Origin of the sequence: Stappia stellulata (assembly GCF_020176715.1) — a bacterium.
Lineage (GTDB): Bacteria > Pseudomonadota > Alphaproteobacteria > Rhizobiales > Stappiaceae > Stappia.
This window is the reverse complement of record NZ_JAIVMF010000002.1, coordinates 88261-112632: the sequence shown is the minus strand read 5'-3', so window position 1 is coordinate 112632 and position 24372 is coordinate 88261. Positions and strand designations below refer to the sequence as shown.

Annotated in this window: 20 protein-coding genes, 1 pseudogene and 1 other annotated feature; of the genes and pseudogenes, 8 read left to right on the top strand and 13 right to left on the bottom strand. The window is 63.3% G+C overall.

Annotation, left to right across the window (positions count from 1 at the left end; genetic code table 11):
- Window positions 1-43 precede the first annotated feature (43 nt).
- The 4 genes and pseudogenes from LC092_RS21335 to LC092_RS03545 all read right to left on the bottom strand — a co-directional run.
- A pseudogene (locus tag LC092_RS21335) lies at window positions 44-895 on the bottom strand (NAD(P)-dependent oxidoreductase); the annotation flags it as partial.
- 85 nt (window positions 896-980) lie between these two features.
- Window positions 981-2480 carry an aldehyde dehydrogenase gene (locus LC092_RS03555; RefSeq protein ID WP_224805061.1) on the bottom strand — a complete coding sequence of 500 codons (1500 nt, stop codon included), beginning with the start codon at window positions 2478-2480 and terminating at the stop codon, window positions 981-983.
- Window positions 2481-2979: 499 nt separating this feature from the next.
- Window positions 2980-4392, bottom strand: a complete 1413-nt coding sequence (locus LC092_RS03550) for an amidase (protein ID WP_224805060.1) — start codon at window positions 4390-4392, stop codon at window positions 2980-2982.
- Window positions 4389-4667 (bottom strand): hypothetical protein, encoded by a 279-nt coding sequence (locus tag LC092_RS03545; protein WP_224805059.1) that lies wholly within the window; start codon window positions 4665-4667, stop codon window positions 4389-4391. The genes LC092_RS03550 and LC092_RS03545 overlap by 4 nt, the downstream gene beginning before the upstream one ends.
- A gap of 566 nt (window positions 4668-5233) precedes the next feature.
- On the opposite strand from LC092_RS03545, the gene LC092_RS03540 reads away from it, so the two are divergent.
- Entirely contained in the window at window positions 5234-5806 is a 573-nt protein-coding gene (locus tag LC092_RS03540) for a UbiX family flavin prenyltransferase (protein ID WP_224805058.1), read from the top strand.
- 300 nt (window positions 5807-6106) lie between these two features.
- Here LC092_RS03540 and LC092_RS21330 read toward each other — a convergent pair whose 3' ends face one another.
- Window positions 6107-6565 (bottom strand): helix-turn-helix domain-containing protein, encoded by a 459-nt coding sequence (locus LC092_RS21330; RefSeq protein ID WP_224805057.1) that lies wholly within the window; start codon window positions 6563-6565, stop codon window positions 6107-6109.
- 570 nt (window positions 6566-7135) lie between these two features.
- Here LC092_RS21330 and LC092_RS03530 point away from each other — a divergent pair.
- The 5 genes from LC092_RS03530 (at window position 7136) to LC092_RS03510 (ending at window position 11473) form a co-directional block, all read left to right on the top strand.
- Window positions 7136-7804 carry a hypothetical protein gene (locus LC092_RS03530; RefSeq protein WP_224805056.1) on the top strand — a complete coding sequence of 223 codons (669 nt, stop codon included), beginning with the start codon at window positions 7136-7138 and terminating at the stop codon, window positions 7802-7804.
- Between the two features lie 524 nt (window positions 7805-8328).
- The gene (locus tag LC092_RS03525; RefSeq protein ID WP_224805055.1) at window positions 8329-8772 is read left to right on the top strand and encodes a hypothetical protein; all 444 of its coding nucleotides are present in this window, start codon (window positions 8329-8331) and stop codon (window positions 8770-8772) included.
- Window positions 8769-10085 (top strand): relaxase/mobilization nuclease domain-containing protein, encoded by a 1317-nt coding sequence (locus LC092_RS03520; protein WP_224805054.1) that lies wholly within the window; start codon window positions 8769-8771, stop codon window positions 10083-10085. The genes LC092_RS03525 and LC092_RS03520 overlap by 4 nt, the downstream gene beginning before the upstream one ends.
- 264 nt (window positions 10086-10349) lie before the next feature.
- Window positions 10350-10571: a hypothetical protein gene (locus tag LC092_RS03515; RefSeq protein WP_224805053.1), complete on the top strand. Its 222-nt coding sequence runs from the start codon at window positions 10350-10352 to the stop codon at window positions 10569-10571.
- Window positions 10529-10645, top strand: a sequence feature (AL1L pseudoknot). It overlaps the preceding gene by 43 nt.
- Window positions 10571-11473 (top strand): IS3 family transposase, encoded by a 903-nt coding sequence (locus LC092_RS03510; RefSeq protein WP_224805052.1) that lies wholly within the window; start codon window positions 10571-10573, stop codon window positions 11471-11473. (Overlaps the previous feature by 75 nt.) Before LC092_RS03515 ends, LC092_RS03510 begins: the two co-directional genes overlap by 1 nt.
- 10 nt (window positions 11474-11483) lie before the next feature.
- Here LC092_RS03510 and LC092_RS03505 read toward each other — a convergent pair whose 3' ends face one another.
- From LC092_RS03505 to LC092_RS03470, 8 genes are all read right to left on the bottom strand, one after another.
- Window positions 11484-11771, bottom strand: coding sequence for a hypothetical protein (locus tag LC092_RS03505; protein ID WP_224805051.1), 288 nt, complete (start codon window positions 11769-11771; stop codon window positions 11484-11486).
- Between the two features lie 553 nt (window positions 11772-12324).
- Window positions 12325-13017 carry a GntR family transcriptional regulator gene (locus LC092_RS03500; protein WP_224805050.1) on the bottom strand — a complete coding sequence of 231 codons (693 nt, stop codon included), beginning with the start codon at window positions 13015-13017 and terminating at the stop codon, window positions 12325-12327.
- Between the two features lie 90 nt (window positions 13018-13107).
- Window positions 13108-14526, bottom strand: coding sequence for a M20 family metallopeptidase (locus tag LC092_RS03495; protein WP_224805049.1), 1419 nt, complete (start codon window positions 14524-14526; stop codon window positions 13108-13110).
- 34 nt (window positions 14527-14560) lie between these two features.
- Window positions 14561-15325: an ABC transporter ATP-binding protein gene (locus LC092_RS03490; RefSeq protein ID WP_224805048.1), complete on the bottom strand. Its 765-nt coding sequence runs from the start codon at window positions 15323-15325 to the stop codon at window positions 14561-14563.
- Window positions 15306-16169 carry an ABC transporter ATP-binding protein gene (locus LC092_RS03485; protein WP_224805047.1) on the bottom strand — a complete coding sequence of 288 codons (864 nt, stop codon included), beginning with the start codon at window positions 16167-16169 and terminating at the stop codon, window positions 15306-15308. Before LC092_RS03485 ends, LC092_RS03490 begins: the two co-directional genes overlap by 20 nt.
- Window positions 16162-17082 carry an ABC transporter permease gene (locus tag LC092_RS03480; RefSeq protein ID WP_224805046.1) on the bottom strand — a complete coding sequence of 307 codons (921 nt, stop codon included), beginning with the start codon at window positions 17080-17082 and terminating at the stop codon, window positions 16162-16164. Before LC092_RS03480 ends, LC092_RS03485 begins: the two co-directional genes overlap by 8 nt.
- On the bottom strand, window positions 17082-18155 hold the full coding sequence (locus LC092_RS03475; protein WP_224805045.1) for an ABC transporter permease: 1074 nt from the start codon (window positions 18153-18155) through the stop codon (window positions 17082-17084). Before LC092_RS03475 ends, LC092_RS03480 begins: the two co-directional genes overlap by 1 nt.
- A 2-nt stretch (window positions 18156-18157) precedes the next feature.
- Window positions 18158-19729, bottom strand: coding sequence for an ABC transporter substrate-binding protein (locus tag LC092_RS03470; protein ID WP_224805044.1), 1572 nt, complete (start codon window positions 19727-19729; stop codon window positions 18158-18160).
- A gap of 222 nt (window positions 19730-19951) precedes the next feature.
- On the opposite strand from LC092_RS03470, the gene pip reads away from it, so the two are divergent.
- Window positions 19952-22726: a prolyl aminopeptidase gene (gene pip, locus LC092_RS03465; protein ID WP_224805043.1), complete on the top strand. Its 2775-nt coding sequence runs from the start codon at window positions 19952-19954 to the stop codon at window positions 22724-22726.
- Entirely contained in the window at window positions 22723-24372 is a 1650-nt protein-coding gene (locus tag LC092_RS03460; protein WP_224805042.1) for an amidase, read from the top strand. Before pip ends, LC092_RS03460 begins: the two co-directional genes overlap by 4 nt.

The following is a 24372-nucleotide window of genomic DNA, read 5'->3' as shown; positions in this document are numbered from 1 at the left end:
CACTGACACGAGTCGGACGCAGGACATTTAGCGACCGGACGGCTCAGTCCGGCATCGGCAGATCGCGCGAGATCTTCAGCGCCTTGACCGCTTCCTTCAGCGCTCCGGCGAGCGGCAGGGCGCGCCGGGCGGCATCTGCCTCGGACAGCAGGATCATCAGATCCTTCTCCGCCCACAGCATAGCGCGTTCGTCGGCGCGTGTGCGCAGGGCCCAGTTGTCGGCACTGCCAAGCGCCAGCGCCGCGCGCAGACGCTCCCGGTCGACGCCCATGGCCTCGGCGAGGTCGAGCCCCTCGACCGTTGCCGTGAGGCAGGCCCAGAGGATCATGTTGCTGACCATCTTGGCGACCTGCCCCGCACCGAGCGGGCCGACATGAACGATATCGGAACAAAAGCTTTCGAAAGCCGGGCGACAGGCGGCGACCGCCGCATCCGGGCCACCGACAAACATCAGAAGCGTGCCGTCGGCGGCGGCCGCCTCACCGCGGAAAACCGGCGCGTCAACCAGCGCGACCCCGGTGCCGGCAAGGCGCTCGCCCAGTCGCTTGATTGCAGTGGGCGGAACGGTCGACGCGATGGCGATGATGAGGCCGTTCGAGGCCGCAGGTATCAGGTCACCGTCACCGAACAGGACCGCCTCCACATCCGCTTCGAAGCCGACCATGATCACGATCAGGTCGCAGCTTCGGGCGAGTTCGGCGGGTCTGGCACAGATTGTCACGCCGGCACGGCGCCCGGCTTCGGTCCTTGCCGGGTTTGCGTCCACGCCATGCACGTCGAAGCCCGCACGGCACAAGGAGCGAGCGATCCCCATCCCCATCCGGCCCAGTCCAACCATCCCGACAGCCGGCATTCCCGATGCTCCCTTGGCGCGCCTGTCTTTACGGGTGGTCTCACCTGCCCGAAGAGAACCCGCGCAAGCTCAACTACGTGGAGAATGGTGTTGCCGGACAAGTCGGGCAACTTGTCCGCAACATGCTCTAAGCCGCGCCGAGCTGGCGCAACGGCCCCGGCGCGAGCCGGGTGGAGACGAATTTCTCATGCGTGTAGAAGCGCTCGCAGGCCTCGCCGCCTTCGCGGCCGACACCCGATTCCTTGAAGCCGCCGAAGGGCGCGCGCAGGTCGCGCATCATGGTGGCATTGACCATGATACCACCGGAACGCAGGCGCGGAACGACGGCGTTGACGGTCGGCAGATGGTCCGACCAGACATAGGACATGAGGCCGAAATCGGTGCCGTTGGCGATCGCCACCGCCTCCTCGACCCCGTCGAAGGGCAGGAAGGTGGCGAACGGGCCGAAGATCTCCTCCTGCGCCACGCGCGTATCGTTGGACGGGGCGACGACGGCTGTCGGCCTAACGAAATAGCCATTGCCCAGGCTCTCGTCGCGGACGCCGCCCGCCACGAGCCGGCCACCCTCCTCCCGCGCCAGTCCGGCATAGGACAGAACGTGCTTCATATGAGCCTCGGAGGCCACCGGCCCCATCTCGGTCGCATCGTCGGTCGGATCGCCGAGCCGGATGCGCTCGGCACGCTCGGCGAAGCGCGCCACGAAGGCGTCGAAGACCGGCCGCTCCACAAGGATGCGGGAGCCGGCAAGACATTGCTGACCGGCATTGGTGTAGATGCCGAGCAGCGCGCCATCGAGCGCCTGGTCGAGATCGGCGGACGCAAAGACGAGATTGGCGGACTTGCCGCCGAGTTCCGTCATGCAGGGTATGAGATTGCGGGCGGCGGCGGCCATGATGGCGCGGCCGGTCTCCGTGCCCCCGGTGAAAGAGATGAGGTCGACGTCCGGATGGGCAACCAGCGCCGCGCCCGTAACCGGCCCGCGACCGTTGACAACGTTGACAGCGCCCTCCGGCAATCCCGCCTCATGGAGGAGCTCCACCAAACGGACAAGCGCCATGGGCGTCTGCTCGGACGGCTTAAGCACACAGGTATTGCCGAAGGCAAGCGCGGCGGCGACTTTCATGGAGCCGAGCGAGATCGGCGAGTTCCACGGCGCAAGTAGAGCGGCGACACCGATGGGCTCACGCGCCACAACAGTGCGGTAGCCCTTAACCTGGTCATAGACCACTCCGGAGGACTGGCCGATATAGTCGGCGAAGAATCGGAAGCAATGGGCCGTGCGCTTCAGATAGCGCGTCAGGAGATCGCGCATCGGCTTGCCGGTATCGAGGCATTCGAGGCCGGCGAGAAGCGGGATGTTGTCCTCGATGACCTCGGAAAAACGGCAGAGACGGTCCTGCCGTTCCTCCACGCCGAGATGCGGCCAAGGTCCGTGATCGAAGGCGCGGCGTGCCGCAGCAACGGCGCGGTCGATATCGGCAGCCCCGTCCTCGATCAGCGTCGCGACCCGGCCTCCGGTTGCCGGATAGAAGACCGGGATCTCAGCCCCACCGCCGCGCACCGGCGCACCATCGATCAGCGCCGTCACCGTTTGCCGGATATCGCTGTCAGCAAGCGGCAGCTTCATCGTCCCTCGCCCATCTTCATTCTTATCCTCCCGCTTGGTGTCGACAATCTGCGCAGAAGCCGCCTCGATCGAGCCCCTCGCACCGCGCCGCAGCCACGCGACAATGCGCATGCCCGGGGCAACGACAACCACAGCACGATGATCATGCCTTGGCCGCCTCAATCTGTTAACACTTTGCTATCACAACCCTATGACATGGGTCAACATGACGCAGCGGCAATGCGCCATATCCTGATCGCGCAAATGCCATGAGCGCATGACCCCGCCGGGAATTAAATGCGCTGCAAACGGCGTTAGGTGCAACAAGAATCCGTCATATGTCATTGTAGTAAATTGAATATTATAACTTCTTCAAGAGCCTTTGCACTTCCACCATCCGTCCTGAGCGTCCGGCTTCCGGCCGGATCAAGCGCGGCACGAGGGCCTCTCGCCTGGCTGCAGAATTTCGAGCACTCAACCCTATACAAACCAAAAGTGTTAACAATTTTGGAGATCGCGATCAGCCCGCCGGATCCGGCAGTGCGGTTGGCAACCCCTCCTCCCAGGCAAAACCCGGCGGCGTGCTCATCCGGCCGAGAGCCCGCTCCAGGCCGTCGGCGATCCGCAGCAGGCGTGCCTCGCCATAGGGATGCGCCGAGAGCTGAACAGCGAGCGGCAGACCGGTCCTGGACAGTCCGACGGGCATCGACAGCGCCGGATCACCGAGAACATTGAAGGGCGTGCGCATGTGGCGCCGATAGGTCGCGCCGAGCGCGGCCGGATCGTCGATCCGGCAGGGAAGCGTGAAGGAAGACAGGCCGACCACGGCGTCGACCTCCGCCGTCGCATGCCGATAGCGCGCGATAAGCTCGGCGCGCGCCTGTTGTGCGATGATGAAGTCGGACGCGCCGAGGGTCGCACCGGCCTGCAGTTTTTCGCGGCTGATGGCGCAATAGTCGTCGGGCCGCTCAGCAAGCCAGGCCCGGTGCACCGTATAGGCCTCCGCGCGGTGGATCGTCAGCGCCGTGGCCTGAAACGCAGCAAAGGGCGGCAAATTGTTGATCACGACGATCTCGGCGCCGGCATCACGCAGGGCGGCAAGGGCATTGTCGAAACCCGCCTCGATCTCCGGGTCGACCGCTCCCCCGGCCGCCTCGTGAAAGGGGTCGAGCGTGCCGATGCGCAGACCCTTGAGGCCGTGCCCGAGTTCCGAACCATAGGAGCGGCCCCCTCGGGCGGGCTCGGCGATAACGTCCATGACGAGCGCGCAGTCCTCCACAGTGCGGGTCAGCGGCCCGACATGGTCGAGCGAAAAGGCAAGCGGGAAACAGCCCCGGCGCGGCACCACATCATAGGTGGGCTTCAGGCCGACGAGGCCGCAGGCCGTGGCTGGACTGCGCACGGATCCCAGCGTATCCGTGCCAATCCCCGCCATGGCGAGCCCGGCGGAGACGGCAGCGCCCGACCCGCTGGTCGAACCGCCCGGATGATGGTCCCGGTTCCATGGATTGCGCGCCGGCGGAAAAGGCAGGTCGAAGGTTGGGCCGCCCGTGCCGAATTCGTGCAGGGCGGTCTTGCCCAGGAGAACGCCTCCGGCCGCGGCGAGCCGGGCGACAACGGCGGCGTCAGCGGTCGCCGGCTCTTCGGGCACAATCCGCGAATGGCATGTTGTGACCATGCCCGCGACGTCGAAGATGTCCTTCAGGCAATAGGGGATACCGTGCATCGGGCCATGGTCCATGCCGGCGCGAAAAGCGGCGTCGGCCCGTTCGGCCGCGGAAAGCGCCTGCTCTTCCATAACGACCAGATAGGCATCGACCCGATTATCAAGTCGCGCAATCCGGTCGAGATGAAGCCGGGTCAGGTCGACACTGGTGATCGCGCCGGCGCGCATGAGGCGGCCGGCCTCGGCAATGGTCGGGTACGAGGTCATGATGCGCCCGTCCCATTGTCTGGCGCGAAGTTAGGCACGAACCGGTAGGCCGGCTCGGCAGTCGGATCGAGCGCAATTCCGGGATCGAACAGGGCGCGGTGATCGCGTCCGCCGTCCGGTCGGACCAAACGGCCCATGGCCTCAGCGATCGGACCGGTCTGCCGGGCCTTCGCGGCCGACTGCCCTGCCGGCCCCTGGCCGATCGTCTCCAGCCCGCCCGTCCGCGCGCCGGTGCCATCCCCGCCTTCTGTCGTGTTGTCATCGTCTCTCGTCATGTCCTGCCTCCCTTCCTGTCTCCCCCCGCCCCTTGAAGGACCGGCATGGTGCGCGCCCAGACGCACATGCCTTGCCAGCTTGGGCCTTTCCATCCGGTACCGCCTTGATTAAAGTGTCAACACTTTTCAAGCAATGTGCCGTCACGTCTATCAGGCTGGTACAGACCCGCAGGCTATTGCGAAGGACACAGAGGGAGACAGCGCATGGATTGCGAACGACCAGCCTGGCGGACAGGCCTTGCCACGGCGCATGACAGCCGGCACTTGGCGCGTGTTTCGACCGGATGGAATCGTCTGATCGAAAAAAATTCACGCAAGTCCAATGCCTTGAAGCATGTTGTCGTAGGAAGAAACGGTCAACTTTTCCGCAGTTTGCTCATGGTTCTTGCCGTTGTCCGATCCGAAGGAATGCGGCCGCTCAGGCAACTGGCTTTCGGTCGGCCTGGAGCAGTCCATGCATCCGCGGCCTTTCGCGAATGGGACCTTCCCGCAGGCGCCATCGTTCCCCCCGCATTGCCTTGCGCTTTCACGCTCCCCGCCGCTTCCGATCAGCGCGTGGTCCCTTCATGACAGCATCGCTGCCCATGATCGTCGGCATTTCGGGAGCCTCTGGCGTCATTTACGGGATCCGGGCCCTGGAAATCCTGCGCACGCTTGGCATCGAGACGCATCTTGTGGTCACCAAGTCGGCGGAAATGACCATGCGCTCCGAGGTCGACATCGCGCCGCGCGACGTGAAGGCGCTTGCCGATCACTGCCATCCAATCGGCGATGTCGGCGCATCGATCGCGTCTGGATCGTTCCGCACGCGCGGCATGCTGATCCTGCCCTGCTCGATCCGCACGATGGGCGAGATCGCCACGGGCGTGACGTCGTCGCTTCTGCCCCGCGCCGCCGACGTCATCCTCAAGGAGCGTCGCAGGCTGGTGCTCGGCCTCAGGGAAACGCCGCTTCATCTCGGCCATATGCGGTCCATGACGGCCGTCACGGAGGCCGGCGCGATCGTTGCCCCGCTGGTGCCGGCCTTCTACACCCGTCCCACTGAGATCACGCAGATCATCGACCATTCGGTCGGCCGGCTTCTCGATCTGTTCGATATCGATGCCGGCATTGCCGGTCGCTGGGCGGGGCGGGGCTGATCCTTGGCCGATGGCTGGCGCATGGTCGTCGTCGCCACCACAACGCTTGTCATTGCTGCTGCGGCAGGGCTCGGAGCGAGCCTCCCCGGCCGGCCTTTGCCGTGGCTCCTTGGGTCCCTGATCGGGACCGCCATCCTCGCCGTCAGCGGCTTTCGGATTGCGGGCGAGCCCACGGCCTTTCCCGAACGGATCCGTCCGATCGCCGTGCCGGTGATCTGCGTCACAATCGGCGCGAGCGTCAGCGCCGACGTCTTCTCCGCTCTCTGGAGTGGTGGCCGAGCCACATGCTGCTAGTACCGTTTATCTAAACGATGCAACTGGTGAACTTCGCCGTTTTCCATCGCCTCGGCGGTTACGATCTGCCGACGGCCTTCTCGCAGCATGCTTCGGCGGTCTTATCGAGTCGGTGCCGATCGGCAAGAGTCGCCGAGTCACGTCCGCTCTAATGAGCCTGCAGCATTGCAGCGGCATCGCGCTCAGCGTGCCCACCATTCCTGTCCCGTCACCTTCGTCACCGACCAGAGCGTCGAAAGCGCCGCCTCGCGCCAGGCTTTCGCCGCCAGAACGAAGCGGCAGCCTCGAGAGGTTCGCGAACCCAGCTTCGCCCTCGGCCCGAAAGCGCGCGCGCCAATTGAACACCGTGCGCTCAGACACCTCGAACGCCGCCGCGATCTCACGCACCAGGACGCCCGCATTGTAACGCGCCACCATTCGGGTTCGCGCATAAGGCGTCGTTCTGGCATTGATATGACTATTCATCCGGGCTCTCCCCTCACTGCTGACTGTCTCGCAACAGCCAGCTTCAGGTGGTCAGCTCGGATGAACAGCCTTATGAGGCATCACAGCTAGCCGGCGGTCACGCCCCGATCGCTCCATAGGACCCAATCGCTCAATCGATTTTTTTGCCATTTGATCGAGAGCGCCGCGCGATCTGATTTTACGCGCTACAAGACAATCGACAACCCGTTCGGCACGAGGTTGTAACCCATGTCTCCGGTACAAACCGTGACCTATGTCTCCGGATCGGACAGATATGCAAAAAGGGAAAATGGCGGAGAGCCGAGGAGAGACTTCGAACCGCCTTGGTTATCTTGAAGACGACCTTTTCAAGGAACTGGAGAATTGGGAAGCGATATTGAATGCGCTGCCTGATTTGGAAGTGGATGAAAATTGCATACCAATCCAGGAACTGAATTAAAGATGTCGTGAACGGTAGTTTCGGGGCTGCAAGCGATCATTCCCAGCAGAATAAATGCGTGTAAATCAGATGTTCAATCCCATCGCGGGATAGGCAGAATTTCGACTAGCGGACCGTAGTGGAGGGCTCGATTGCAGACGGACGATCCTCCCAGCTACCGCTTCACTGCGAAGGTCCAGGGGCGCGATGCCGCGCAAAAGGTCGAGATGGCCTACGTCATCGAGCGCCGGGGCCTGTCGGTGATGCAAGGGAGGGCCGTCCGCCTCGTCCCGTGGACGTCGCTTCGATTCCTGCACCTCCATGTCACGAGTGGGGTCGGCACCACTGGCTTTCCAGTCTACAGCGCGCGTCTGAGGACGCGTTTCATGTCATGGGAAATCTCCTCACTCGATTGGCTCGGAGAAACGGCGGTTGATCGATCCGCGGAGTACGTTCGCTTCATGGAAGAACTGATTCCGGTTGCGGCCGCACGGAACCCACTGCTCCGCTTGCGATACGGCGGCGACCCGTTGTTGGAAACAGTGATACCGCTGGTGCTGAGCCTCATCGCAGCCCCGCTCATTTTCCTCCCATTCTTGATCCTAAAGGTGCCGGCCGGGTTTTTTGCAATCGCGGGGAAGAATTCCCTTGGGAAGCTCGTGGCGGGGCTTCTTAGCGTAGGGTTCGCCGTGGTGTTGCACGCGCTCCCCTGGTCCAGCGGGAAACCCTTCGAGGCGCACGATCTGCCTGCGCCCGAACTTCCGATGAGATATCGGAAAGGTGCTGTCTACAAGGGGCATGTCGATCTTGACCAACGGTGACGCACTAGCCCCGTACTATTACTCTCGGGGATCTCGCGCATAGCAGCTTGGCTGGCACACGCAACGTCGCCTTTGCCCGTTCAGGCCCTGAAGCTGTCCCGGCGCGAACCACCCAACCACGACATCGATCCCAAGCACGCACACGGCTGCTTTGGGGAAAATTTCCGGTCTGCGTGAACGGCCGCAATGGCGGCGCTTAGCTGCCATTCGTGTGTGTGCGTCTAAAGGTTACCACGGGGCGCAAAGCGTCTGATTGAGAGTTTTTGCGTTGTCGCCCGGAGAACGCCCACTTACAAAAGTAGACAGGATTATCGTGTCTCGAAAATCTTGCAACTTTGCTCCGGTGGGATCACTCACGCCGGAGACAACATCGTTTTATGGAAAATGGCGGAGACCGAAGTAGTAACTTCGAACTCCCTATTCGAAATACTTGAAGACTGGAATAGGCAGCTTAAAGCTGAAAATCATAAGTTCAATCAGATTGCCAAGGCACCGCGTACCCCGCGCCGCAGAGGGCCGTCACCATGACCGCGGTAGATGACGCGAGCGGGACACGCCAAAGCAATCGCTCCGGTAGGTCGGCGACGGTAGAAAAGGGGCTTCGGTGTCCGGCTCCCTTTTCAATACGCTTCTCTTTCGAGGAAAGGGCGCGGCTGGACGATGAACGGGGCAACAAGCCACTAAGCGTCTATGTTCGCGAACGGCTGTTCGGCGAGGGCGCCGCGCCGCGTAAGAAGCGCGGCAATGATCCTCTGAAAGATGCCGAGGCCCTGGGCCGCGTCCTGGGGGCCTTGGGCCAGTCGCATCTTCCATCGAATCTCAACCAGCTTGCCAGAGCCGCGAACACCGGCTCCTTGCCGGTTACACCGGAAACCGAAGCCGAACTGAAAGACGCTTGCCGAAAAGTGGCTGACCTGCGGGCCGATCTTTTGCGTGCGCTCGGTAGGCACCCGGGGGACAGCGAGTGATACTCAAGGCCAAAGAGCGCGGCGATGCCCGGCAACTGGCCGGCTACCTGCTGGCGATACGCGAAAACGAGCATGTCGAACTGCATGACGTGCGCGGCTTTGCCAGTGACGATTTGCGAGGCGCTTTCCACGAGGCAGATGCCATCGCATCGGGCACGCGATGCAAGAACCACCTTTTTTCGATGAGCCTGAATCCGCCGATGGGTGCAAGGGTTGGCGTCGACGCTTTTGAGCAAGCGATCGCAAAGATCGAAGATAAGCTTGGGCTGACAAACCAGCCTCGCGCCATCGTCTTCCACGAGAAAGACGGTCGGCGTCACGCCCATGCGGTCTGGTCGCGGATCGACCCTCAGCGCATGCGCGCGATCAACCTTGCGCATTACAAGATCAAGCTCCGCGATGTATCCCGAAAACTCTACCTGGAACATGGCTGGACAATGCCGCGCGGCCTGCAGGATCGCAGCTTGCGCGATCCGCTTAACTTAACGCGCGAAGAGTGGCAGCACGCGAAACGTGTCGACCGCGATCCCCGCGAAATAAAGGCCGCCGTTCGACAATGCTGGGAGAGGTCCGACAATCGGGCATCATTCGAACGGGCACTCAAGGAGCGCGGTTTCTGGCTCGCAAGAGGCGATCGACGCGGCTTTGTCGCCGTCGACTATCGCGGCGAGATCTATTCGCTCTCCCGCTATGCCGGGGTCAAAACCAAGGACATCGAAGCAAGGCTCGGTGATCGCGAGCGGCTGTCATCGGTCGATAAAATCAAGGCCGAAATCGCGAGCGGCATGCCCCAGAAGCTCGCGGGTTTTATCGAAGAGGCAGAGCGCAATGCAAAGCAGCGGTTTGCCGTGCTGGCGTTTCGCAAGATGGAAATGATCGCACGGCAGCGGGACGAACGCAGAAACCTCCGGGACGCACACGAAAAGCGCTGGCAGGCCGAAGCGATCCGCCGATCGCGCCGCGTTCCAAAAGGCCTTTCCGGCATCTGGTATCGTCTGACGGGGCAGTATTCAAAAGTGAAGGCGCGGAACGAGCATGAAGCGCTCGAAGCACATCGTCGCGACCTTGCGGAAAAAGATAAGCTGATCTTCAGGCAGCTTGAGGAGCGAAAAACGCTCCAGCAAGACATCAAAGCTCAACGCGCAACGGCGCATGAGGCGTTGATGCGGTTGCGAGAGGATGTGACAAACTATCGAAATCTTGAACTCTATGACCGCGACCATCGGCACGAAGGCTGCCGTGACAATGATGATGAGCGCAAACGGCGAACGCGCGATCAGCACCCACGTCGCCGCAGGGGCTTTGAGCCATAAACTTCCCAAGAAGCAAGCAGCTCCGGCTCAGAAAGGCGACTGAACAGGCTAGGCGTGACGGAAACATCCATGCTAGCAGCCTCAATTTCGAAGCATGCAGCAACTCGTTTGAACCGCGCCGGGTTTGCCGGAGGCTCCAGCTCCTGAGTAGGATGGAGTATCATGAGCAAGACGACGAATAAGTTTTCCCCTGAAGTGCGCGAGCGTGCGGTTTGGTTGGTTCTCGACACTGAGGGTCAGCGCCCGTCGCGGTAGCAGGCGATCGTGTCGATTGCGACGAAGATGGGCTGCACGCCGCAGACCCTCCTCGAGCGGGTCAAGAAGGCAGAGGTCGACAGCGGCCGACGCGCGGGCGTCTCCACCGAGACAGCCGAGAAGATGAAGGCGATGGAACGCGAGAACCGCGAGCTTCACCAGGCGACCGAGATCCTGCGCAAGGCGTCAGCGTATTTTGCGATGGCGGAGCTCGACCGCCGGTCGAAGTGATGGTGGGGTTCATTGACGCGCATCGAGATGCGCATGGGGTCGAGCCGATCTGCGCGGTGCTGCCGATCGCCCTTTCACCTACTACGATCGTTTGGCGAAGCGGGTCGATCCGACGCGTCTGTCAGACCGTGCCCGTCGTGATGTCGCCTGCGGCCCGAGATCCGGCGCGTTTGCGAAGAGAACTGGCAGGTCTGCGGTGTCCGCAAGTCTGGCGGCAGCTCGTCCGCGAAGGGTTCGACGTTGCGCGTTGCGCGGTGGCTCGGCTGACGAAGGATATGGGCATTCAGGACATCATCCGTGGCAAGCCACACCGAACGACGATCCCGGACAAGAAGACGCCGTGTCCGCTGGTCAAGGTTAACCGTGAGTTCCGGGTCCCAGAGCCCAACATGCTCTGGGTCAGCGATTTCACCTACGTCGCAACGTGGAAGGGCTTCGTCTATGTCGCCTTCGTCATCGATGCCTATGCGCGAAAGATCGTTGGTTGGCGCGCCAGCACGTCAGCGCAGACTGGTTTCGTGCTGGATGCCCTGGAACAGGCGGTCCATGATCGACGGCCGACGAAGGCCATGGGGCTGGTTCATCATAGCGACCGCGGTTCGCAGTACCTGTCCATTCGCAACACCGAGCGACTGGCCGATGCCGGCATCGAACCTTCGGTGGGCAGCGTCGGTGACAGCTATGATAACGCCCTGACCGAAACCATCAACGGCCTCTTCAAAGCGGAAGTCATCCATCGCCGCGCTCCCTGGCGCAGCTTCGAGGCGGTCGAATACGCGACGTTGGAATGGGTCGACTGGTTCAACAATCGTCGCATCCTCGAGCGCATCGGGAACATCCCGCCAGCCAAGGCTGAGGCCAACTCTTACGCGGCTCTGGAAACGAAAGGCATGACCGCGTAACTAACCGCATTCAGCCTCCGGCCGGTTTTTTCTCCGGCTCGGCCGCCGGGACGACATGTTCGAGGTGGATGTAGGGCCACTGATTATCACTGGCAAAATCCTCCGACAGGTCTCGGATATCGACCGATTTGACCGTGCCGGAACCGTCGTAGACCCAATAGTCGATGACCTCCGTGCAGGTGGTCGCCCCGCTGCTTGTCACACAGCCCGCCTCTGCGGCCGGGGTCAGGCTCGTGGCCGAAAGAAGGACGGCCAGGACCGGCAGGGCGACCGGTCGCGACATCGCAGATCTGGTCATGAAAATAATCCGGTGGGGACGATAGGAGGGTGCAGGAGACAACGATTCGATTAAGATTGCCTATCCTACCACATTGCCTTTTCTCGCGAGGAAGCGAAACCATACCGCGCCTGCAAGGCGCGCTGCGTTCGGGCACGAACCTTCGTCGATGGCGGCCGGGCCGTCGCACGTCATGCGCGCGTGCAATGCGGAAGGATGATCAAGCCCAACCGTTGGCCGAAGTCCCCTCGATGCGGCGCGGTCGCCGCCTGGACGCAAGACCGGTGATGTGATGGCGAGCGGCGTTGGCGTGCTCCGGCGGGAGCCAGCGCCCGCCCCGCGCACAGCGAGGCCGCGCCGCGCTGCCGCCGGTTTGGCGCGCGCATGCTCCGCCCTTGGGCGGACCGGAGACATACCGTCTGCATCAAACGGTCTGACCGCGCGCATCGTCGGCACTACGGGAGAGCCTACCGTCGCACCTCCGGTCGGCGAGCATTCGTAAGATCCGATGTAGGTCCCAATCCCGCGCGACTTGAATGCGGCCTCGGCTCCGCAAGGAAGCCGCGACCAAGCCTCAAGCCGTGTCTCGATTCAACTGGCGGAGCGCGGATTTCAACGCCATCTGCAAATAGCGACGCAATTCGATCTCGGCGTTCACCACGTCCCGCTCTGCGACTTTCTGAAAGATCCGATCGAACTGATCCACGCCGGCCATGGATTGCCCGGGCCAGGAGATCGCAAGCGAACGCAGCAATTCGATCCGCGCGTTCAAATGCGCCAGGATCTCGCCCGCAAGATGGTTATCGGCGGTCTCGTTCATAAAGGTGATGAAGCGAGCGGAATGCTCGATGATCCTCTCGACATCCTCCTCCAGCGCCGCCTTCCTGATGCGCTTCAAAATCTCGTTGAGATGGTCTATCTGGCGATCGGTTGCCTTGACGACAAACGCCCGAAGGATCATGACCTCCAACTCGGCGCGAACCTCGTAGATCTCGCGGACCATTTTCTCGGTCAGCCGGACGATTCGCAGCCCCTGGTGCGGCACGACCTCGCCGAGGCGCTCGGCATCCAGTTGACGGATCACTTCGCGTGCGACGGTTCGGCTGACACCATACGCCTCGCACAAGCTTCTCTCCGTAACGCGCGCGCCCGGCTTGAGATCTCCGGACGCTATGGCACGGCGCACCTTGCCCAAGACTTTCTGACGCAGAAGATCGGAGCGGGATGCGCCGTCCAACTCCTGCGCGGCGCGACGTGTCTCAGGCATGGGCTCTCGTTTTTTTCGCGTGTTACGGCCCACCAATCGTGGCCGGGCAGACGCTATGTATCGTTTCATCTGCCCGGGATCAAACGAACGTCAGCCAACGGCGATCGGCGGGCGCGTGTCGGGCGGGATCGGGCAGGCATAGGGATAATCCGCCAAATACTCCTCATGCACCTTCTTCGCGCTCGCCAGAAGCGCTTCGTCGGCGATCACACGGCGCGCCGTGGCCGCCATCACCTTGGCGGCGTGCTCCATGCCCTTGTGCGCGAACGGCTGTTTTCCCTGGGCCGTCAACTGCCACGTGTGGAACGGCGTTCCCATCGCGCAGGTGGCGACGCGCGCCTGAACCGTGGGAACCGCCCAACTGACGTCGCCGACATCGGTCGACCCCATGCCGCCGGCAAACGGCCGATCCAGCGGCGCGACGAAGTCGCAAAGCGCCATATCGAAATCGGGTTTCATGCTGAGGCGTTCGAACGTATCGGCGATATCGTCCCGCGTCAGCGTCTCGCGGATCTGGCGGGCGAACGCGAGATCGTCCTCGTCGAACCGCACCGGTCCGAGTGCCTCGAACTCGGCCTGCATCGCCTCCTCGAGGGGGCGGTTGCCGATCAGGTTTGACACCGCGGAATAGACTTTCGACTGCACTTGCGTGCCCGACATCTGTGCCGCGCCGTCTCCGATCGCGCGCACGCGCGCAACCAGATCCGCCAGCCCCTGCAAGTCGCGGCTCCGGACCAACTGGCGAACAGTCGCCTTGGCCTGCACGACGTTGGGCGCAGGTCCGCCGGCATCGAGATAGGCATAGTGGACCCGCGCATCATCGGGCATGTGCTCGCGCATGTAGTTGACGCCGATGTTCATCAACTCCACCGCGTCGAGCGCGCTACGCCCCAGTTCGGGCGCGCCCGCGGCATGTGCCGCCTTGCCGGTGAATGTGAAGTCGATGCGGGTGTTCGCAAGCGATCGGGCATCGTCCACGCCATTGAAGCTGGCCGGATGCCAGGTAATGGCGACATCGACATCGTCGAAGAGCCCGTCCCGCACCATGTAGGTTTTCGCGGCTCCGCCTTCTTCGGCCGGACAGCCATAATACCGCACGCGCGCCTCGATACCCTTGGAGGCAATCCAGTCCTTCACCGCGGTGGCCGCCAGCATCGCGGCAGAGCCCAGCAGGTTGTGACCGCACCCGTGGCCGTAGCCGGTGTCGTTGACGCTCCTGGGCTCGGCAAGACCGGCTTCCTGGCTCAGGCCCGGCAGGGCATCGTACTCCCCGAGGATGGCGATCACGGGGCCACCCTCGCCCGCCTCGCCGATCACTGCCGTGGGAATACCCGCCACGTTCTGACGCACGCGAAAGCCTTCCGCCCGGAGCATCGCGGTGTGTTCGGCGCAGGAGCGGGTTTCTGTATAGGCGATCTCGGGCATGTCGAAGACACGGTCCGACAGGCCGATAAACTCTTCCACCTTGGCTTCCACGTAGGGCCAGATCGGATTTTCGTTTGTTGACATCTTGCTATTCTTACCCTTCCTGCAAGGTGATTGATCAATCTGCGGTCACGGCCGCACGGCTCGCCGCGATTAACGTGCGTGTGTATGGCTCTTCTGCGCGCTGAGCCCGCAGGTCCTCGACGCTCAATTCCTCGACGATGCGGCCATGGGTCATCACGGCAATGCGGCTGCACATATGCGCCACGACCCGCAGGTCATGACTGACCATCACGTAGGTCAGGCCGCGCGCGCGGCGCAGCGCGTTCAAGACGTTGAGAACACCGGCCTGAACCGAAACATCGAGTGCCGATGTCGGCTCGTCCAACAGCAGGATACGCGGCTCCAGCAGCAACGCGCGCGCCACGGCGACCCGCTGACGTTGCCCGCCGGATAGTTGATGCGGATAGCGATAGGCATACTCGGGCGCCAGCCCGACGTCCGACAGAGCCTGAGCGATCCGCGCATCGCGGCGGTCGAGACCGTAGATCTCCAACGGCTCCATCAACGTCGCGCGGATCATGCGGCGCGGATGCAGAGAGCTGTAGGGATCCTGAAACACCATCTGGACCGTCTTGAAGAAGTCCCGGTTGCGCGGCCGCGGCGCCATCTGGCCATCGATCAGCACATCGCCGTCGTAGTTGTCATGCAACCCGGTGATGGCACGCAGGATGGTGGACTTGCCGCTGCCCGACTCGCCGATGATGCCAAAGGCCTCGCCGGAGCCGACACGAAAATTCGCCCGATCCACCGCCAGGACGCCCGAGCGTCCAACTCCGAAGGAGATGGAGAGGTTTTTGATTTCAAGGCTTGGGATGCTCATTCGTTGTCTCGGTCAACCAGGATGGGTCGTACTCAGGCACAATCAACTCTTCCACGGCGTGATCGAGCGGCGGCAGACTTGCGTGCAGGGACACGGTGTAGGGATGGCGGGCTCGGGACAGATCTCGCGCGGCGAGTTCCTCCATGACCTGACCGCCATACATGACCAGAACCCTGTCGCAGAAGTCGCTCACGAGCGGCAAGTCATGGGAGATCAGGATCAGTCCGGCACCCTGCGCCTCGACGCGTTCGTTCAGGATTTCGAGGATCTGCCCGCGCACTGTCACGTCAAGCGCCGACGTTGGCTCATCCGCAATCACAATTTCCGGAGAGGCGATCAGCATCATAGCAATCATGACCCGCTGCCCCATGCCGCCGGAAAGCTCATGCGGATAGAGGCCGGCCACCCGCCCTGGATTGTGGATATGAACATCCTCCAGCATCGCCAGCATGCGGTCGCGCGCCTCTGCCCGACTTGCCTTGGTGTGGATGCGATAGGACTCCATGATCTGGGACCCGGCCGTCTTGAGCGGATTGAGCGCATACCGCGGATCCTGAAGGATCATGGCGACACGACCACCGCGAATATCACGCATTTCGCTTTCGCGCGCCGCCAGGAGATCGACATCTGACAGTCGAAGAACATCGGCGGTGACCCGTGCCTTGGCCGGCAACAACCGCATGATCGCGCGCCCCGCCGTCGACTTGCCCGAGCCGGATTCACCGACGATGCCCAGTTTCTCGCGCCCGAGGGTGAAGGAAATGCCCCGCAGTGCGTCCGAGTAACCGTGGGCCGATGGGTAAGCGACGCGAAGATTGCGTACCTCGAGCAAGGGATCAGTCATTTCGCGGGTCCAGAACATCGCGCAGGCCGTCGCCCAACAGGTTGAACGAAAGGCTGACAAGCATGATCGCGGCACCGGGGGTTGCCGCCAGCCACCAGCTCGTCAACATGAACTGACGGCCCGAGGCCAGCATTGCACCCCACTCCGGGCTGGGCGGCTGCGCGCCGAGGCCGAGAAAGCCGAGCCCGGCTGCGGTGAGAATGATGCCTGCCATGTTCAATGTCACACGCACCACCACGGAGGGTAGGCAGATCGGCATCACATGCTTCAGGATCAACCGCATGGAGCTCGCCCCCTGAAGTCGGGCCGCGGCGATGTAGTCGGATTTTCGCACGGTCAGCGCTTCGGCGCGCGCGAGCCGCGCGATCGGCGGCCAGGCTGAAAGCGAGATGGCGATCACGGCATTCTCGATGCCCGGGCCCAGCGCGGCCACGAACGCCAGTGCCAGAATAAGCGAGGGAAAGGACAAGAAGATATCGACCAGCCGCATGGAAACGATATCGAACCAGCCTCCGAGATACCCGGCGGTCGCTCCGACCGCCAGGCCGACCGGCCCCGCGATCGCCGCTACCAGGAGCGCCATCATCAGCGTGATCCGCGCACCGTGCAGGATGCGGGTCAGGATATCCCTGCCCAGATCGTCGGTGCCCAGCCAGTGCAGCGCGGAGGGCGGTTGCAGCCGCGTGCCCAGGTCCTGCCCAAGCGCCGAGTACGGTGTCAGCCACGGTCCGACTGCCGCCAATGCTACCAATAATGCCAACACGACCAGCCCGGCCAGGGCCGCACGATTGGAGATCAGGCGTAGCCAGCCGCGCCAGACGACCTGCGCCCGGGCTTGCCTGGGCGAGTTCGCGGTCGGTGCCTGCAGCCAGTCGCGCAAGCTTTCGCGCGCGGGTGTTGCGGGTGCATCCATTATCGGGTTCTCGGATCGAACATGCGATAGAACACATCGCTGAGAAGGTTGAGGGTGATGAAGATCAGACCGACGAGCATCGTGCAGCCCAGGACGGCGTTCATGTCCGCGCGCAGCAGGGCCGTCGTGAGGTAACGTCCAAACCCCGGCCAGGCGAAGACGGTTTCTGTCAGCACAGCCCCTTCCAGAAGGAAGGCATAGGACAGGGCGACCACGGTGACGAGTTGCACGGCGATGTTCGGAAAAGCATGCCACCAGATGACGCTCGAGCGCGAGGCGCCCTTGGCGCGTGCTGCGATGATGTATTCCTGGCTGAGCTGCTCAAGCATGAAACTGCGTGTCATGCGACTTATGTAGGCCATTGCCCCATAGGCCAGGATGGAGGCAGGCAGCACGATGCGGCTGAAGACGTCTGCAAAGATATCCCAGTGTCCGGATATCGCCGAGTCGATCAGGTAAAGACCCGTCCTGACCTCCAGATCGTACTGATAGACGATGCCGATGCGCCCCGGCGCCCCGACCCAGCCAAGGCCGGCGTAAAAAACCGTCAGTCCGAGGAGGCCGAGCCAGAAGATCGGCGCGGAGTACCCGATCAGGGACACGACGCGCACAAATTGATCGACCCAAGTGTCGCGGTTGGCAGCAGCCAACACGCCCAGCGGAATACCGAGCCCTGTTCCTAGGATCATCGCCAGCGTGGCAAGCTCCAGTGTGGCCGGAAACACCCGGAGGATATCCTCGATAACGGGTCGGCCGCTGGTCAGCGACGTTCCGAAATCGAACTGCAGGCTGTTCCAAACGTAGTTCAGGAACTGTTCCCACAACGGTTTTTCGAGACCCAATTTTTGCACCATCCGGTCATAAGCTTCCTGACTGGCATCGTCGCCCAGGATAGCCAGAACCGGATCGAGCGGCAGCAGCCGCCCGATGAAAAAGGTCAACACAAGCAGGCCGAGGATCGTTACGGAAACGGAAACAACGGTCCTCAGAAACTGTCCCCCTATCCTGCCCCATCGAAGCGATGAGACAAGATGGGGGGACGATTCCAAGCCGGCAGGATCGCTTGCCGACATGCTCAGTCTTTCTCGACGTCGGAGTAGTAAGCGCGGAACGCATTCCATTTCCACGTCGTCACGGCCTTGCTCAAGGCCGCGGTATCGAGAAGCTGGAAGGAGTAGGCAAAGGGCCCCTTCTGCATATGATCCCTCTGAATCTGCTTGTACATCTCGATCTGCTTGGCCTCGTCCCGCTCGAACAGCGCCTCGTCGATGCGCCGGTTGAAGTCCTCGCTGAACCACGAGGCGCGCCAGGTCGGGAACATCGTCAGGGAGGCTTCGGCCGAATTGTCCGGGTTCACGGCATGACGCGACAGCATGCCGTGCGCATGCGGAACGGCGGTCTGCCACGACAACATGACGGTGTCGAACTCACGCCCCCGGAAGGCCGAGAAGAGCTGCGCGTTGGCCATCTGCTCGATTTCGAGATCGATGCCGACCTGGGCGGCGTTTTCTTGCACGTGCTGCGCGATTGGCGACGCATAGGGAAGCGTCCCGATAAACAGCCGGGCCGAGAAGCCATCGCCGTAGCCCGCCTCGGTCAGCAGCGCCTTGGCCTTATCCAGATCGAGCGAGAACGGCTGTCCCTCGGCTTCATCGAGCGCGCCGAGCGCCCCCAAGGGCACCACGCTTGCGCGCGGCATCCCGAGAAAGGCCATGACCGTCTCGGACATCGCGTCGTAGTCCATCAGATACTTGAACGCCAGCCTGACGCGGTCATCGGCGAACTTGGGATCGGCGTTGTTGAACCCCATGTAGTACAGCTGATGCATCGGCGCCGAGACGACCTCGATGTCAGGGTTTTCGTTCAGATCGCGAAGATCTTCGGCTCCGAGGTCGCGCGCCACATCGATATCGCCCTGCTCCAGCAACAGGCGCTGCGCCTGCGCTTCGGCCACATGCCGGATAATGATGCGGTTCATCTTGGGCGCCGGACCGTAGTAATTCTCGTTTGCCTCGAGAATGACAACTTCGCCGGCATTCCACTGGCGCAGCGCATATGGTCCGACACATGCGCTCTGGGTGGTGAGGTACTTGTTGCCGAGATCTCCGTCGACTTCCTTGTCCATCAGATATTTGCTGTCGAGCACATTGGCCACCCGGTTTGCGGCAATGGCCTGAAGAATCAGCATGACCGGATACGGTCGCGACAGGTTCATCTCGAACGTCGCATCGTCGATCGCGACGAAATCGGTCTCCGCGTTCTCGGCGGTGAACCCGTACTCGGTCAGCGTTGCCGCATTGCCGAAACCAAGCGTCAGAACGCGCTGCAGGGACCACGCCACGTCGGACGCGGTGACCGGATTGCCCGACGGAAAGGCCGCGCCTTCAACCAGGTTGAAGGTGATCTTCAAGCCGTCATCCGACACCGTCCAGTCCTTGGCGATCGAAGGGACAACAGCGGCCTCGTCCTCGGGGTCGATTTCAACCAGGCTGTCGCAGATGTTCAGAACGATCTCATTGGTGACGACCTCGCCGATCTGGGCGGGGTCGAAGGTGCTGATCGCGTCTATGTTGCGCGCCATGATCAGCGTGTCGGTCGGCGTTTCCGCAAGCGCGGTTGGCGCGCCCACAAACGCCGCCACGGCCACGCACCCCGCAAAATTCCAAAACCTATTCATGGTCGGCTCCCCTCGTGTGAAAAATTGCTCTTTGTGCGGACCGAACGAAAGATTCTTGCTACAGAAGCCTTGCGTCCCAAACTTTGTATGACAATACATGTGCGATGGGGGTAGTCAAGGATAGACAGTTCGTCGCTTTGGAGACCCGCTCCGTACTCCCGCCTGGCCCGTTTTCAGCTCAAAGGAAAACCGATGAACAATGAGGCACTTTATCCACCGATCCAGCCCTTCGCGATGCATGAGATTTCGGTCGCGGCGCCTCATGTTCTTTATGTCGAGGAATCGGGAAACCCGGACGGGGTTCCGGTGGTGTTTCTGCATGGCGGGCCGGGCGCCGGCTGCAAACCCGCGCAGCGACGAAGCTTCGATCCCGCCCGCTATCGAATCGTGCTGTTCGACCAGCGCGGCTGCGGCCGCTCCTCCCCCTCGGCCACGCTGGAGGGCAACGACACCCAGGCTCTGATCGGCGATATCGAGCGGATCCGCGACCACCTCGGGATCGACAGATGGATGGTCGCGGGCGGGTCCTGGGGCAGCTTGCTGTCTTTGGCCTACGCCATCGCCCACCCCGACAGATGCCGCGCCCTGCGTGTGCACGGTATCTTTCTGGGCCGCCCGCAGGAGGTCCGTTTCTGGTTCTATGGCATCGGCACCCTGTTTCCCGATGCGTTCGAGGCCTTCGCGAATCATGTCGAACCGCACGAGCGAGGCGATTTGCTGACGGCGTATCATACGCGTCTGATCGACCCGGATCCGCAGGTGCACATGCCCGCCGCGCAGGCGCTGCGCGGATTTTCCGCCCGCACGCAGACCCTGTTGCCCAGCGATGCGCATGTGAACGCGCTGACGCAGCCAAAGGCGGCGTTGGAGATTTCGCGCATCTTCGCGCATTACTGCGCGAACGGGTTCTTCCTTCCCGAAAACCACGTTCTGGACAACATCGCGCGCATCCGGCACCTGCCCTGCGAGATCGTACAAGGCCGCTACGACGTCGTGACGCCCATGCAAGGAGCATGGGATCTGCACCGCGCCTGGCCCGAGGCGCGCTTTACGCCGGTCGCGCTCGCCAACCATGTGGCAACCCCCGAAGCCCCCGATCTCAGCACCGCGTTGCGCGCGGCCTCCGACAGGTTGGCCGATGGGACGGACCTGCCGCCGATCGAAACCTACCTCGCCGCGCGCGCCCACCATTCCCCGGCCGTGTCCGAGGATGGCACCGTGTTGGCTTGGCTGTCCGACGAAACCGGGTTCGATCAGCTCTGGTCGCGCGATTTGACCGTCGCGGATGCGCCAGCGGTTCTGCGCACCTCCCTCACCGAAAGGGTCTGCGGGTTCGCCTTCCGCCCCGGCAGCCGCGACATCCTGTTCACCACCGACAGCGGCGGCGACGAGCATCACCAGCTCAGCCTTCTGCGCGAGGGGGCTGCCACGGCCGAACCGCTGACGGAGGCGCCGGGCGTTGTGCACAACTGGGGCTGCTTCGATGCCAGCGGCAAGCGGATTGCCTATGCCAGCAACGCGATCGACGCCACGGCGATGCAGATCCATGTGCGTGATCTGGAAAGTGGCGAGGATCGGGTGATCCTGAGCGGCCCTGGCTACCGCACGCCGCGCAACTTCACCCCCGATGGATGCGCCCTGCTGATCGAGGACAACCGCGACGGCATGTATGATGCGGCTCTCCATCTGCTGCCGCTCGACGGCGGTCCATCGAAGGAGTTGCTCGCGGGCAAGCAAGGACACGGCAAGGGCGCGCACATCAATGCGGCGCGCTGGGTCGACAAGGGCGCGGGACTGCTACTGGCCACCGATCACGGGCAGGCCTTTCACGGCGTTGCCCAGATCGATCCGCAGAGCGCCGCCCTCACCTGGCTTGCACAGCCCGACGGCGATGTGGAGGCGATGGCCGTCAGCCAGGACAACGCCACCATCGCCTATGCCTGGAACGATCGGGGCTACAGCCGAATCGTGCGGCTCGATCGCGCGACGGGGACCGAGACCGAGCTGTCCCTGCCGGCCCCCGGCAGGGTGACGACGCTGGTGTTCGCGCCCGATCAGGCGGCACTGATCGTCGCGCTCACCGGGTTTCAGGCGCCCTCGCGGATTGTGCGCCTCCCGCTGGACGGCCAGACCGCCACATCCCTGTGCCAGGGCGCGCCCGTCCTTGCACCGCAGGACACGGTCGAGCCTGAGATCGCGCAGTTCACGAGTTTCGACGGGGCCGATGTTCCCGCCTTTGTGTTCACACCCACCACAGCGGCACCGCCTGAGGGGAGGCCTGTGTTCTTCATCGTCCACGGCGGGCCGGAATCGCAATATGCGGCACATTGGCGATCGGACGTGCAGTATCTTGTGCGGCGTGGATGGCTGGTTGTCGCGCCGAATGTGCGCGGCTCTACCGGCTACGGGCGCGACTGGCAGGCCGGCGACGATCTCGAGCGGCGAATGGATCCGGTGCGCGATCTCAAGGCGATGCGCGACGCCGTGGCGGCCCGTACCGACGTGGATGACCGGCGCATGGTGGTCTCCGGGCAAAGCTACGGCGGTTTCATGGTCCTCGCAGCCATCACCGAGTATCCCGACGACTGGTGTGCGGCGGTCGATCTTTACGGCATCGCCGATTTCAACACGTTGCTCGCCGCGACCGGCCCCTGGCGGCGCAAGCTGCGCGCGGTGGAATATGGCGACCCGGATACGGAGGATGGCCGCGCCATGCTGGCCGCCCTGTCGCCCTATCGCAAGGTGAACGAGATCCGCACACCGCTGTTTCTGGCCCATGGCGGCGACGATCCGCGCGTCACCCCGGCCGAAAGCGAGTTGGTGTATGCGTCGCTCCGCGGACGGGGCCACGATTGCGAACTGATCCGCATCGACCATGAAGGGCATGGGTTCACGCGCCGGACCAACCGCGAAAAGGTCTTCGGCGCAATGATGCGGTTCGTGGAAACCCGTGCGAGGAGCGCATGATGGAGCGAGAAGACATCACCCCCGAGACCGTCGCCGCCGCGGAGCCGCTGGCAGGCGTCGACTTTTCCGATGCCGAGCGGGCGCAGATCGCGGTCCTCATGCCCCAGCAGAAGGAGGCCACCCGGCGGCTGCGGGCGCTGGGCATCGGGAACGGCGTTCCGATGGCCTGTCGGTTCGATCCGCGCCTGCCGGGGTTCCGGATGCCGGATCTCGCCGACACCCAAGTGTACAGCGCGATCGATCCCGGCCCCCTGCCCGCCGACCCCGCCGATATCGCCTTTGCCCCGGTCACGCGGCTGTCCGCATGGCTGGCCTCTGGCGCGATCGACAGCGCCGGACTGACCGAAATCTACCTCGATCGGATCGACAGGATCGCGCCGATGCTCAGATGCATGGCCGCCGTCACCGCCGATCTGGCGCGGGAACAGGCAGCGATGGCGGACGCCCGGCGCGCGCGGGGCGATATCCCCGGTCCGCTTCTCGGCGTTCCCTATGTGCTCAAGGATCTTTTCGATACCAAGGGAATCGTCACCGGTTGGGGGGCCGAGCCCTATCGCGACCGGATACCGGAGGAGGATGCCGCACTCGTTTCGAGGATGCGCGAGGCCGGCGCGGTTTTGCTGGGCAAGTCCTCTCTGGGTGCGCTGGCCCGCAACGACGTGTGGTATGGCGGCCGCACGAACAATCCATGGAACCTGAACGAAGGCTCCAGCGGATCGAGCGCGGGCTCCGCCTCGGCCACCGCGGCGGGCTTGTGCGGCTTTTCCATCGGGACCGAAACGCTGGGCTCGATCATGAGCCCGTCACAGCGCTGCGGCACCACCGGCCTGCGCCCGACCTTCGGCCGGGTGTCGCGCCGCGGCGCCATGGTTCTGGCCGCCACGCTGGACAAGGTCGGGCCGATATGCCGTGCGGTCGAGGACACGGCCATGGTCCTGTCGGCACTGAACGGCGTCGATCCCGATGACCGGGGGTCGATTTCGGCCCCGTTCCATTTCGACGCCAACGCGCGCATCGACGACCTGCGCGTCGGCTATCTGCCGGAGGCGTTCGGCGATGGGGCGACCGCCACCGACCGCCGAGCCCTGGAGACCGTGCGAGGGCTCGGCTGCACGGTCGTCGAGACCGCCTTGCCCGATCTGCCCTACGACGCGCTCCGCCATATCCTGATCGCCGAGGCGGCCGCGAACTTCGAGGACCTGACCTTCAGCGACCGCGACGAGTTGCTGACGGTGCAGACCGACGAGGCCTGGCCCAACACCTTTCGCCGCGCGCGCTTCCTGTCCGCCCCGGATCACGTGCAACTCGACAAGCTGCGATACCTGACGATGCAGGCGCTCGACGCCCTGTTCCGCGACGTCGACGTGTTGATCGGTCCGCTGTCGACGGGTCCGATGATGGTCGCCTCGAACTTCACCGGACACCCCTGCCTGCACCTGCGCGCCGGTTTCGAAGAGCGTCCCAACCGACCGCCCTCCGGCCCCGATCGCCCGGCCGAACCCGGCGAGCCGCTCCATACCGTCCCGATGGGCATCTCGCTTTGGTCCGGGCTGTTTCGCGAGGACCGGATCCTGTCCCTGGGGCTGGCGCTGGAGCGCGCCTTCGACGTGGCGGACCGGCGCCCACCGGCTGCCGGTCCGGCATAG